General features: G+C 77.0%; 1 protein-coding gene. It reads right to left on the reverse strand.

The window, feature by feature from the left end; genetic code table 11:
* Nucleotides 1–5: 5 nt before the first annotated feature.
* The gene (locus BU204_RS41105; RefSeq protein WP_075124599.1) at nt 6–14,306 is read right to left on the reverse strand and encodes a type I polyketide synthase; all 14,301 of its coding nucleotides are present in this window, start codon (nt 14,304–14,306) and stop codon (nt 6–8) included.
* Between the last annotated feature and the right edge of the window lie 4 nt (nt 14,307–14,310).

Genomic DNA, 14,310 nt, shown 5'->3' on the forward strand with positions numbered 1-14,310 from the left:
TCTTCTCATCCCACGTCCTTTCCAAGCCACCGTGCGACGGCCGCGGCGGTGTGCTCGGCGTAGTCGCCCATCATGCTGAAATGGTCGCCGGGCACGTCGGTCACCGACCGCGCTCCCGGCCACGAGGTGCGCCAGTCGCCCTCGTGGGTCCACTCGATCATCGGTTCGCTCGCCCGCAGGAACAGCACCGGCGTGGTCAGCTCCTCGACCCGCCAGTCGAAGCCCACGTAGCGGCCCATCGCGGTGAGCCAGTCGTCGGCGGCGCCGTAGCCCATCGCGACGTGCGCGTCGTGCAGCCGCACGGCGAACTCCGGCAGCAGCACGTCGACCAGGTGGTCCAGGTGCGGGCCGAAGGTGTCCAGCAGCACCACGCCCTCGGGGCGGACCCCGGCCCGCTCCAGGTGCCCGGCCACGGCCTGCGCGACGAGACCACCGGAGGACAGGCCGACGAGCGCGAAGGGCCGGTCCCCGTGGTGGCGCTCGATCCACTCGGCATGCAGGCGGATGAGCACACCGGGGTCGGCCGGCACCGGCTCACCCGGCGCGAACCCGGGGTGGCGCAGGACGGTCACCTCGCGCTCGGCGCGGAACGGCGCGGCGAACCGGGTGAACTGCTGGGGACCGGGCATGCCGATGAAGCCGGGCAGGCAGACCAGGGCCGTCCGGTCGGCCGGGCCGCTGGTGATCGTCACCGGCTCGGCGCCGACACCGGCGGGGTCGGTGAACTCGGTGCGGAAGCGGGACGCCGCGTCGAGGAAGTCCATGAACTCGCCGGTGCGGCTGGACTCGATGGCCCGGGTGAACATGGCCTGGAACGGGCCGTTCACGGTCGGCTCCGGGCCGGACGCCGGCTCGTCCCGCTCGTCGGCGAGCGCGCCGAGGTGCTCGGCGAGCGCGGCCGGGGTCGGGTGGTCGAATACGGCGACCGTCGGCACCGGCCGGCCGACCGCCGCGGCGAGCCGGGAGGTGAGCTCGGCGGCGGTCAGCGAGTCGAACCCCAGCTCGAGGAATCCGCGGTCGGCGGGGACGTCGGCCCTCGAGCCGTGTCCGAGCACCGCCGCCGCCTCCGCCCGGACGACCGAGAGCAGGTCGCCGCCGGTCTCCCGCTCGGCGGGCGCCCCCTCCGCCACGCGCAGCCAGAACCGCCTGGTGCGGAAGGGATAGGTGGGCAGGTCGACGTGGCGTGGGCGGTGCGGGGCGTGGAAGGCGGCCCAGTCGACCGCACGGCCGGTCACGTGCAGGCGGGCCAGCGCCGCGGTGAGTGCCTCCGGCTCTGGACGGTCGGCCCGCAGGCACGGCACGAACTCCCCACCGCCCTCCGGTCCGACAGCCTCCCGGGCGGCCGCGGCGAGGGTGCCGTCCGGTCCGGCGTCGAGGAAGGTGCGCACGCCCTGCCCGACGAGCGTGCGCACCGCGTCGAGGAAACGGACCGGCGAGCGCGCCTGCTCGGGCCAGTAGCCGGGTGAGGTCAGTTCGGGCCCGGCGAGGCGGCCGGTCAGCGTGGACACGATCGGCACCAGCGGCTCGTGGAACGTCAGGCCGGCGGCGACCTCGGCCAGCTCGGTCAGCACCGGCTCCACGGCCGCCGAGTGGAACGCGTGGCTGACCTCGAGCAACCGCGTGCGCCGGGAGCGGGCACGCCACTGCTCGGCGAGCGCCGCGACCCCGACGACGTCGCCGGACACCACCACCGACTCCGGTCCGTTGACCGCGGCGAGGCTCACCGCGTGGCCGTTGATCGAGTCGACCACCTCGGTCTCGGTGGCCTGCACGGCGAGCATCGCCCCGCCGGCCGGCAGCGCGGCCATCAACCGGCCGCGGGCGGCGACCAGCGCGCAGGCGTCCTCGGTGGACAGCACGCCGGCGGCGTGCACGGCGGCCAGCTCCCCGACCGAGTGGCCCAGCAGATAGTCCGGCCGGACACCGAAGGAGCGCAGCAGCTCCGCGGTCGCGGCCTCCACGGCGAACAGGGCGGCCTGGGCCAGCGCGGTCCCGCGCAGCGCCTCCGCCGGTCCGTCGAACACCGCCGCGCGCAGCGAGGTGCCGAGGTGCCCGGACAGCTCGTCGCACAGCTCGTCGAACGCGGTGGCGAACGCGCCGAACGCCGAGTACAGCCCGCGGCCCATGCCGACGCGCTGCGCTCCCTGGCCCGCGAACAGGACCGCGAGCGGGCCTGGACGGACCGCGGTGCCGCGCACCACGGCCGGGTGCGGCTCGCCGGCGGCGAGCGCGGCGAGCCCGGCCGGGTCCGCCCCGACCACGACCGCCCGGGTGCCGAACACCGCCCGTCCCGCGGTCAGCGTGTGCGCCACGTCGGCCGGTCGCAGACCATCCACACTGGACAGCAGGGCCTCGGCCGTGGCGGCGAGCGCGTCGGGCGTGCGGGCGGACAGCGGCCACGCCACCGGCCCCGGTCCGGGCTCGACGGGCGGCGGCAGCGGCTGGTCGACCTCCTCGAGGACCACGTGCGCGTTGGTACCGCTCACCCCGAACGAGGACACCCCGGCTCGGCGCGGCCGCCCGTTCCTCGGCCACGGCACGTCCTCGGTGAGCAGCCGGACCGCGCCGGCCGACCAGTCGACCTGCGGCGTCGGCTCGTCGACGTGCAGGGTCCTCGGCAGCAGGCCGTGGCGCATCGACAGGACCGTCTTGACCACCCCGGCGATCCCGGAGACGCCCTGGGTGTGGCCGATGTTCGACTTCACCGACCCGAGCCACAGCGGACGGTCCCGCTCGGCGCCGTAGGTGGCGAGCAGCGCCGTGGCCTCGATGGGGTCGCCCAGCCGGGTGCCGGTGCCGTGCGCCTCCACGGCGTCCACATCGGAGGGTTGAAGGCCGGCGACGGCCAGGGCGGTGTGGATCACCCGCTGCTGGGCTCGGCCGTTGGGGGCGGCCAGCCCGTTGGAGGCGCCGTCGGAGTTGACCGCCGAGCCACGCAGCACCGCGAGCACGGGGTGGCCGTTCGCCCGGGCGTCGGAGAGCCGCTCGAGCAACAGCGTGCCGACGCCCTCGGCCCAGGCGGTACCGTCCGCCGCGGCGGAGAACGCCTTACAGCGGCCGTCGGGCGCGAGCCCGCGCTGCCGGCTGAACGCCACGAACGCCGCCGGGGTCGCCATCACCGCCGCCGCGCCGGCGACCGCGAGCGAGCACTCCCCCGAACGCAGCGACTGGGCCGCCAGGTGCACCGCGACGAGCGAGGAGGAGCACGCGGTGTCCACGGTGACGGCGGGGCCCTCGAAGCCGAACGCGTAGGCCAACCGTCCGGACAGGACGCTCGCCGACCCGCCGGTGATCACGTAGTCGGTGCCGTCCTCGCCGCCGGCCTCGGCGTCCTCGGCGCCGGCGGCGAGGAGGGCGCCGGTGTAGTCCTGGCCGCTGGTGCCGGCGAACACGCCGACCTGTTCCCCGCGCAGTGCCGTCGGGTCCAGCCCGGCGCGTTCGAACACCTCCCACGCGGACTGGAGCAGCAGGCGCTGCTGGGGGTCCATGGCGACCGCCTCGCGCGGGCTGATGCCGAAGAACTCGGCGTCGAACCCGGCGACCTCGTCGAGGAAGCCGCCGGATCGCACGTAGGTGCGCCCTGGCCGGCCCGGCTCGGGGTCGTAGACGGCCTCGACGTCCCAGCCGCGGTCGGTGGGGAAAGGGGTGATCGCGTCGGTGCCGGAGGCGACCAGCCGCCACAGGTCCTCCGGGGCGCGGACACCGCCGGGGAACCGGCAGGCCATGGCCACGATCGCGATCGGCTCGTCGGTGCGGGCGGCGGCCGCCGCCGGCGTGTGCTCCTCGGGCTCGCCGAGCAGCTCGCGGAGCAGGTGCGCGGCCAGCGCGCGGACCGTCGGATGGTCGAAGGCCGTGGTGGCGGGCAGGCGCAGGCCGGTCGCGCGGTTCAGCCGGTCGCGCAGGACGACCGCGCTCATCGAGTCGAACCCGAGCTCGCGCAGTGCCCGGGAGTCGTCCAGCTCCGTGGCGTCGTCGTGGCCGAGGACGCCGGCGGCTCGCGCGCGCACGAGGTCGAGCACGAGCGCGAACCGGTCCGGCTCGGCCAGCGCGGCCAGCCGCGCGGCCAGCGGCAGGTCGTCGGCCCGGCTCTCCGGCGGGGCGGGCGGTTCGTGCGCGAGGCAGGCGACGGTCGGCGCGCCGGCGGTGAGGGCGAGGTCGAGCAGCGGGCCGAGGTCCTCGTCCAGCTCGCGGTCGACGGTCAGCGAGAGGGTGGGCAGCCCGGCGGCGTGACGCCGTTCGGCGATCCGGTCGAACGCCGCCCGCACCGCCGAGGCCGCGGCCCCCGGTCCGCTCGGTCCACACAGGACGAGCTGGCCGGTCGCCCGCTCCGCGGCGTTGTCCGCGGCGAGGACCTCCGCGCGGGCGGCGGTCAGCGGGTCGTCCTCGCCGGGCTCGTCGGCCACGTGCACGACCACCCCGTCCTGGTCCTCGTCCCGGGCCGCGAGGTGCTCGGCGAGGCGGGCGGCCCGGGTGCCACCGGTGACCAGGGCCGCGGCCACGGGACGCGGGTCGCCCAGCGCGGGGCGGGTGAGCCGCGGTACCAGGACGGCTCCGTCGCGGAGGACGAGGTGCGGCTCGGTGCTGGCCAGGGCGGCCGGGAGTGCCCGCGCCGAGGCCGGGGAGTCGTCGAGGTCGAGGAGCTGGACGCGGCCGGGCCGCTCGGCGGCCGCGGCGAGCACGAGCCCGCGCGCGGGGTCCTCGGTCACCACGACGAGCCGCGACTCCTCGTGCTCGCACAGCAGCACCGGGACCTCGTCCGGGGCCGCCACGGCCAGCACGACCGCCGCCGACCCGGACGCGCCGCCGACCCGGGGGGCGAGCGCCGGGGCGTCGCCGACCAGCAGCCAGTCGGACACCGGCGGCGCCGGCGGGGCCGGTACCAGCTCGGGCACGACCAACTGGTCCCGCAGACCGGCGGCACGCAGCCGCGCGACTGCCGGTTCGGCGGTCGTGACCGCCTCGACGGTGAGCACAGGGCTGCCCGCGGTGTCGGTGACGGCGACCGCGACCGTTCCGTCGGGCGCGGGGGTGAGCCGCACCCGGAGCACGCCGCCCGCCTCGCCGTCGTGGACGCCGACGCCGCGCCAGGCCGCGGGGGTACGGGCGGGGTCGGCCGGCAGGGCGTGCAGGACGGCGTCGAGCAGGACCGGGTGCAGCGCGAACGCCCCGGCCGGCGCGTCGTCCGGCAGCCGCAGCTCGGCGTAGGTCTCGCCGTCGTGCGCCCAGGCCGCGCGCAGCGCGCGGAACGCGGGGCCGTGCTCGACCCCGGCCGCGGCGAGCGCGGCGTAGTGCGCCGCAACGTCGACCGGTCGAGCCCCGGTGGGCGGCCACTGGGCGGGCGCCGCGGCGGCCAGCGGGCCCTCCGGGGTGAGGACGGCCGTCGCGTGGCACGTCCAGGGCTCGTCGTCCTCTCTGGTGTGGACGGTGAGACGGCGGCTGCCGTCCTCGCCCGGCGCGCCGACCGACACCTCGACCACCGGCTCGCCCCGGTGCACCAGTGGCTCGCCGACGGTCAGCTCGGCGACCTGGCAGCCGACGCGATGGGCGGCGTACAGGGCCAGGTCCAGGAGCACCGCTGCCGGGACCACCAGGGTGCGGTGCAGCCGCTCGCCGGCGAGCCAGTCCCGTTCGCCGAGGCGGCCGGTGAGCAGCAGACCGCCGTCGGCGCGACCGGCCGCGGCCGACAGCAGCGGGTGCGCGGCCTCGGCGAGGCCCGCGGCACGCAGGTCGCCGGTGCCGCGCCCGGGGACGACCCAGTAGCGGCGGCGCTGGAAGGGGTAGGTCGGCAGCGGAACCCGGCGGGCACCCGGGTACACCGCCGACCACTCGACCGGCACGCCGTGCGCGTACGCCTGCGCCAGCGCGGCGGCGAACCGCTCCGGTCCCGGCTCGTCCCGGTGCAGGGTGGCGACGGCACGCACGGCGTGGTCGTCCGTGCCGGAGCGGGCGTCCTCGGCGATCTGCTCGACCGACAGCGTGGCCGCCGGATGCGGGCTCGGCTCGACGAACACGCGGTGGCCGTCGCGGATCAGCGCCCGGACGGCGGCGTCGAGGTTGACCGGCTCCCGGCAGTTGCGGAACCAGTAGCCGGCGTCCAGCTCGGCCGGGTCCACCCGGTCGCCGGTCACCGTGGAGTAGAACGGGATGCTCTCGGGCCGAGGACGGACTCCGGCCAGGCTCGCCAGCAGCCGCTCCCGCAGCGGGTCGACCTGCGCTCCGTGCGAGGCGACGGTGGCCGGCAGCACGCGGGCCCGGATCCCGTCGGCCGTGCAGGCCGCCACCAGCTCGGCGAGCGCGTCCTGCTCGCCGGACACCGTGGCCGAGCGCGGACCGCTGGTCCCGGCCACGTCCACCCGACCGGCCCAGGGCACGATCCGCTCCCTGACCTGCTCGACCGGCAGCAGGACCGAGGCGATCGCCCCGCGCCCGACCAGCTCCTCGGCGAACAGCCGGCTGCGCAGCACGACCACGGCCACCGCGTCCCGCAGGGAGAGCGCACCGGCCACGTAGGCCGCGGCGACCTCGCCCTGCGACTGCCCGACCACCGCCGCCGGCTCGACGCCGTGCGCGCGCCAGAGCGCCGCGAGCGACACGACGACGGCGAACAGCACCGGTTGCAGTACCTCGATCCGGTCCAGCCCCGGTGCGCCGGGCTCGCCGCGCAGCACCGCCAGCGGCGAGAAGTCCACGAGGGCGGCGATGGCGTCGGCGCACGCGTCGAACTCGGCGGCGAACGCCGGGCTCGTCGCGTACAGGTCGGCCGCCATGCCCGGCCACTGCCCACCCTGGCCGGCGAACACGAACACCACCCGGTCGGCGTCCGCGCCGGCCACGCCGGCGAGCGCGCCGCTTCCGTCGGCGGCGAAGGAGCGCAAGCCGGCGAGCAGCCCGGCACGGTCGGCGGCGACCACGGCGGCGCGGTGCGGCAGCGCGGCGCGGGTGGAGACCAGCGAGTGGCCGACGTCGGCCGGGCCGAGGCCCTCGTCGGCCTCGACGTGGTCGGCCAGCCGGGCGGCCACCTCCCGCAACGCCGCCGGCGTCGCGGCGGAGAACGGCACCGGCACCGGACCACCGGCCTGGGCGGTGGGAGGGTCGGCTGGGGGGTCGGCCGGCGCCTGTTCGAGCAGGACGTGGGCGTTGGTGCCGCTGATCCCGAACGACGACACGCCGGCGCGGCGCGGCCGCTCACCGGCCGGCCAGGGCACGGGTGCGGTGAGCAGCCGCACCTCGCCGGCCGACCAGTCGACGTGCGGCGAGGGCTCGTCGACGTGCAGGGTGCGCGGCAGCAGGCCGTTGCGCAGCGCCAGTACGACCTTCAGCACCCCGGCCACCCCGGCGGCGAACTGGCTGTGCCCGAGGTTGGACTTGACCGAGCCGAGCCACAGCGGACGTTCGCGGTCGGTGCCGTAGGTCTCCAGCAGCGCGCCGGCCTCGATCGGGTCGCCGAGCGTGGTTCCGGTGCCGTGCGCCTCCACCGCGTCCACATCGGACGGCTGGAGACCCGCGTCGGCGAGCGCCAGCTGGATCACGCGGCGCTGGGACGGCCCGTTCGGGGCGGTCAGCCCGTTGGAGGCGCCGTCGGAGTTGACCGCGCTGCCGCGGACCAGGGCCAGGACCGGGTGTCCGTTCGCGCGTGCGTCGGACAGCCGCTCGACGAGCACCAGCCCAAGTCCTTCGGCCGCGCCGAACCCGTCCGCGGCGGCGGCGAACGCCTTGCAGCGACCGTCGGGCGCCATCCCGCCCTGCCGGCCGAACTCGACGAACGAGTTGGGCGTCGCCATCACCGTGACCCCGCCGGCGAGCGCGAGGGAGCACTCTCCCGCCCGCAGCGCCCGCACCGCCAGGTGCAGCGCCACCAGCGACGACGAGCAGGCGGTGTCGACGGTGACCGAGGGGCCCTCGAAGCCGAACGTGTAGGAGATCCGGCCGGAGACCACGCTGCCGCTGTTGCCGGTGACGACGTAGCCGGTCAGGTCCTCCTCGGCGTCGAACATGCCGGTGCCGTAGTCGTTGTACGCGGCACCGACGTAGACACCGGTGCGGGTGCCGCGCAACGTGGCCGGGTCGATGCCGGCGCGCTCGAGCAGCTCCCAGGACGCCTCGAGCAGCAGCCGCTGCTGCGGGTCGCTGGCCAGGGCCTCCCGCGGCGCGATGCCGAAGAAGCCGGCGTCGAACAGTGCCGCGTCGGGCAGGAACCCGCCGGCGCGCACCGTCGCCCGCGGGTCGGGGTCCCAGCCGCGGTCGGTGGGGAACGGCCCGATCGCGTCGCCGCCGTCGGCCAGCAGCCGCCACAGCTCCTCCGGGGTGCCGACCCCGCCGGGGAAGCGGCAGCTGAGCGCCACGATGGCGATCGGGTCGTCGTCGGCGGCCCGCGCCGGTGTCGGCGCGCCGGCGTCGGCGGCGGCACCGGTCAGCTCGGCGGTGAGGTGGGTGACCAGCGCGGTCGGCGTGGGGTGGTCGAACACCAGCGTCGCGGGCAGCCGCAGCCCGGTAGCCGCGCCGAGCCGGTTGCGCAGCTCGACCGCTGTCAGGGAGTCGAAACCCTGCTCGCGGAACGGTTTGCGGTCGGGCACCGCGTCCGGCGAACCGTGCCCGAGGGTGGCCGCGACGTGCGTGCGGACCAGGTCGGTGAGCGCGCGTGCCAGCTCCGCGGGCGGGAGGGCGGCGAGCCCGCCGGTGGCGGAGCCGGCGGTGCGGCGTTCCCCGCGGACCGGCACCAGCCCGCGCAACAGCGCGGGGACGCCGTCGGTCGCCGCGCGCGCACGGACCGCGGAGAGGTCGATCCGGGTGGCGACCAGCGTGGGTTCGGCGACCGCGAGCGCGGCGTCGAACAACGCCATGCCGTCCGCTGTGGACAGCGGCGCGGCGCCGGCGCGGCGCATCCGCTCCCGGTCGGTCGCGTCCAGGCCGGCGGTCATGCCGCTGCGCGGTTCCCACAGGCCCCAGGCGACCGCGGTCGCCGGCCGGCCCGCCGCGCGCAGGCGGAGGGCGAGCGCGTCGAGCACGGCGTTGGCGGCGGCGTAGTTCCCCTGTCCGGCGCTGCCCATGGTGGCCGCGGCGGAGGAGAACAGGACGAACGCGGCCAGGTCGTGGTCGCGGGTCAGCTCGGCCAGGTGTTCGGCGGCGTCCGCCTTGGGCGCGAACACCCGGTCCAGGTGCGCGGGGGTGAGGGTCTCCAGGACGCCGTCGTCGAGCGCGCCGGCGGTGTGCACGACGGCGGTGAGCGGGTGCTCCGCGGGTACGGAGGCGACCAGCGCGGCGAGCGCGTCCCGGTCGGACACGTCGCACCGCCGCACCCGGACCCGCGCGCCGAGCGCGGTCAGCTCACCGGCCAGGTCGGTCCCGTCCCGGCCGGAGAGGCTGGTGAGCAGCAGGTGCCGGCAGCCGTGCGCCGTGACCAGGTGCCGGGCCAGCAGACCGCCGAGGGTGCCGGTGCCGCCGGTGACCAGCACGGTGCCGTCCGGGTCGAGCGGGGCCGGCACGGTGAGCACGACCTTGCCGACGTTCTCGCCCTGGCGCAGGTGCCGCAACGCCTCCCGACCCCGGCCGAGGTCCCAGGTGCGCAGCGGCAGCGGCGCCAGCACGCCCCGCTCGAACAGCGCGAGCAGCTCGGTCAGCATCTCGGCGATCCGGTCGGGGCCCGCTTCGAACAGCTCGAACGCCCGGTACCGCACGTCCGGCAGGTCGGCCGGGTCGCGCAGGTCGGTCCGGCCCAGCTCGACGAACCGCCCGCCGGCGGCGAGCAGCCGCAGCGACTCGTCGACGAACGGTCCGGTGAGGCTGTTCAGCACGACGTCGACGCCGCGCTCCCCCACCAGCCCGCGGAACGCGTCGGCGAACCCGGGCTCCCGGGACGAGGCGAGACAGGTCTCGTCCAGCCCGGTCGCGGCCCACTTCGCCGGGCTCGCGGTGCCGAGGACGTGCGCGCCGAGGTGGCGGGCCAGCTGGGTCGCGGCCATGCCGACCCCGCCGGCGGCGGCGTGCACCAGAACGGTCTCCCCGGCACGCAGGTCGGCGAGGTCGCGCAGGGCGTAGTAGGCGCTGAGGAACACCACCGGGACCGAAGCGGCCTCGGCGAAGGTCCAGTCCCGCGGGACGCGCGCGAGCAGGCGCCGGTCGACCACGGCGGACCGGGCGAAGGCGCCGGGCACGAGCCCGAACACCCGGTCTCCCGGCGCGAGGTCGACCACGCCCTGACCGACGGCGGTCACCACCCCGGCCGCCTCCGCGCCGAGGACCGGCTCGCCCGGGTACAGGTCGAGCGCGATCAGCACGTCGCGGAAGTTCAGGCCGGCGGCGCGGACGTCGAGGCGGACCTGGCCGGGCCCTGGCTCGACCTCGCCGGAGGGGACGAGGTGCAGGTCGTCGAGCGAGCCGCCGGCCCCCGCGGCGAGCCGGGAGCCCGGCTCGACCACCAGCAGGTCCCGCGCCCGGCTCAGCCTGGGCACGAACATGGCGCCGTCCCGGACGGCGACCTGGGGTTCGTCGGCGGCGAGGACGCGGGCAACCGGCTCCGCCGGGTCGGTCCCGGCCTCCAGGTCGACCAGCACGAACCGGCCCGGGTTCTCGGTCTGGGCGGAGCGGACCAGGCCCCACACCGCCGCGGCGGCGAGGTCCGGCAGCTCCGCCGGCCGGGCGGCGACGGCCCCGCGGGTGAGGACCACGAGCGGTCCGGTGGCGTCCGGGTCGGCCAGCCGCTCGCGCAGCAGGGTCAGCGCATGGTGTACCGACCCGCACTCGACGACCTCGTGCGGCGGGACCTCACCGGAGCCGGGCGCGGCCGGCACCCAGTCCACCCGGTACAACGCGTCCCGCCAGGCGGCGGTCGTCCTGGGCATCGGCCGCAGGACCAGGGAGTCGACGGTCGCGACCGCCCGCCCGGCGGTGTCGAACAGGGCGAGGCGCACGGCGTCGCGGCCGGCCGCGGTGACCATGACGCGCAGCGCGGTGGCGCCGGTGGCGTGGACGGCGGCCCCGGTGATGGCGAACGGGAGCAGCGGCACGTCCGGCTGGTCGAGGAACCCGCCGAGCCCGACGGCCTGCAGCGCCGCGTCGACCAGGGCCGGGTGCAGCAGGAACCCCTCGGGTGAGAGCCCATCGGGCAGGGCGACCTCGGCGAGCACCCAGTCGTCGTGGCGCCAGGCCGCGCGCAGCCCGCGGAAGGCCGGGCCGTAGCCGAGCCCGCCGTCGGCGAGCCGCTCGTACAGGCCGTCGAGGACGACGGGCTCGGCTCCGGCGGGGGGCCACTCGGCGGGGGCCGGAGCGGGGGCGCCGGCCTGCGGGGCGAGGGTGCCGGTGGCGTGGCGGGTCCACGGGTCGTCGGGCGAGGGGCGGGCGTGCACGCGCAGCGAGCGCCGCCCGGCGTCGTCCGCCCCGCCGACGGTGACCTGGAGCGTCACCGTGGCCTCGGCGGGCACGGGCAGCGGGGCGAGCAGCGCCAGCTCCTCCACGCGGGGGCACCCGACCCGGTCGCCGGCGGCGGCGGCGAGCTCGAGCATCCCGGTGCCGGGGAACAGGACCGTGCCGTCGACGGCGTGGTCGGGTAGCCAGGGGTGGGTGCGGTGCGTGAGGGTGCCGCTGAGCAGCAGACCGCCGTCGGCGAGGTCCTCGACCCGGTCGAGCACACCGCGCGCCGGGCCTTCGGTCAGCCAGTACCGGTCGCCGCCGAAGGGGTAGGTGGGCAGGTCGGCCGGGCGGGCACCGGAGAACGCCGGACGCCAGTCGACCGGTACCCCGCGGGTGTGGGCCTCGGCGAACGAGGCGAGGAGCCGGCGCGGGCCGGGCTCGTCGCGGCGCAGCGTGCCGAGGACGACGGCGTCGGCTCCGGCGGCGTCGACGGTCTCCTGCAGCCCGACGGTGAGCACCGGGTGCGGGCTGACCTCGACGAAGGCCGGTCCGTGGGCGGCGAGCTCGGTGGTGACGTCGGCGAAGCGGACCGTCTCGCGCAGGTTCCGGTACCAGTACTCGGCGTCCAGCCGCGACTCGCGGGCACCGGTGACCGTGGAGTGGAACGGGATCTGGCCGGGGCGCGGGGAGACCGGGGCGAGCGCGGTGAGCAGCTCCTCGCGCAGCTCGGCGACCTGGACGGAGTGCGAGGCGTAGTCGACCGGCACCCGGCGGGCCCGCTCGTACCGGTCCAGCACCGCCGCCAGGGCCGCGGGCGGTCCCGACACGACAGTCGAGCCGGGCCCGTTGACCGCGGCGACCGACAGCCCGCCGGACAGGTCGACCTCTCCGACCGGCAGCGGCACCGACACCATGCCGCCGCGGCCGGCGATCCTGGCCAGCGCGCGGCTGCGCAGGGCCACCACCCGGGCACCGTCCTCCAGCGACAACACCCCGGCCACACACGCCGCGGCGATCTCGCCCTGGCTGTGCCCCACCACCGCGGCCGGCTTCACCCCGTGGTGGCGCCACACCGCCGCCAGGGACACCATCACCGCCCACAACGCCGGCTGCACGACGTCCACCCGAGCCAACGCGGACTCGTCGCGCAGCACCTCACGCAGGTCCCAGTCCACATAGGAGGACAAGGCGGTGGCGCACTCGTCGAACCGGGCCGCGAACACCGGGTGGTCGAGCAGGTCCACCGCCATCCCGACCCACTGCGACCCCTGCCCGGGGAAGACGAACACCGCCTCGCGCGGGTCGCCCGGTGCCTGCCCGGTCACGACGTCGGGGTGCGGCAGTCCGTCGGCGAGCGCGGCGAGCGCGTTCGCGCGCTGGTCCGGCCCGGCGACGAGGACCGCGCGGTGCTCCAGGGCGGCCCGGGCGGTGGCGAGCGCGAGCCCGATCTCGGCCGGGTCCGCGGTCACGCCCGCGAGCCCGGCGGCCTGCGCACGCAGCGCCTCGGGGGTGTGCCCGGACAGCGGCCACGGCACCACGGCGGCGCCGGCGGGGGGATCGAGCGCGTCGGCGGGCGGTGCCTGTTCCAGGACCAGGTGGGCGTTGGTGCCGCTCGCACCGAACGCCGACACCCCGGCCCGGCGCGGCGCGTCCCGCTCCGGCCACGGCAGGGCCTCGGTGACCAGCGACACCGCGCCCTCGCTCCAGTCGACCCGTGGTGTCGGCTCGGTCAGGTGCGGCGTCGGCGGCACCACGCCGTGGCGCATGGCCATGGCCAGCTTGATGATCCCGGCCACGCCGGCGGCGGCCTGGGTGTGGCCGAGGTTGGCCTTCACCGCGCCGAGCAGCAGCGGCCGGTCCCGGTCCTGGCCGTAGGTGGCGAGCAGGGCCTGGGCCTCGATCGGGTCGCCGAGCGTGGTTCCGGTGCCGTGTGCCTCGACGACGTCCACGTCGGACGGAGAGAGCCCGGCGACGGTGAGGGCGCGCCGGATCACCCGCTGCTGCGACGGCCCGTTCGGGGCGGTCAGGCCGCTGGAGGCGCCGTCGGAGTTGACCGCGGAACCGCGCACCACCGCGAGCACGCGCCGGCCGTGCCGGCGGGCCTCGGACAGCCGCTCCAGCACCAGCACGCCGACGCCCTCGGCCCATCCGGTGCCGTCGGCGCCGGCCGAGAACGGCTTGCACCGGCCGTCCGGGGCGAGCCCGCGCTGCCGGCTGAACTCCAGGAACAGCGCCGGCGTCGACATGACCGTGACCCCGCCGGTCAGCGCCAGCCCGCACTCCCCCTGCCGCAGGGCCTGCGCGGCGAGGTGCACGGCCACCAGCGAGGACGAGCACGCGGTGTCCAGGGTCACCGCCGGGCCTTCCAGCCCGAGCGTGTAGGCGACCCGTCCGGACGCCATCGCGCCGGAGTTGCCGTTGCCGAGATAGCCCTCGAAACCCTCGGGCGGGACGGCGAAGCGGGAGGCGTAGTCCTGCACCATCGCCCCGGCGAACACGCCGGTCGGCGTCCCGCGCAGGGACAGCGGGTCGATCCCGGCCCGCTCGACGGCCTCCCACGACACCTCCAGCAGCTGGCGCTGCTGCGGGTCCATCGCGAGCGCCTCCCGCGGGGAGATGCCGAACAGCTCCGCGTCGAAGCGGCCCACGTCGTCGAGGAACCCGCCTCGGGTGGTGTAGGTGTGGCCCGCGCGGTCCGGGTCCGGGTCGTGCAGGTCGGGGTCCCAGCCCCGGTCGGTGGGGAACTCGGAGGTGGCGTCGCCGCCGGCGGCGACCAGCCGCCACAGGTCCTCCGGGGAGCGCACCCCGCCCGGGTAGCGGCAGGCCATGCCCACGATGGCGATGGGCTCGCCTGCCCGGTCCTCGGCCTCGGCGAGGCGGCGACGGGCCTGCCGCAGGTCGACCGTGGCCCGCTTGAGGTACTCGCGCAGCCGCTGCTCGGTGTCCTGGCTCGTGTCCATCTCT

Origin of the sequence: Actinophytocola xanthii (assembly GCF_001921205.1) — a bacterium.
GTDB classification, from domain to species: Bacteria; Actinomycetota; Actinomycetes; order Mycobacteriales; family Pseudonocardiaceae; genus Actinophytocola; species Actinophytocola xanthii.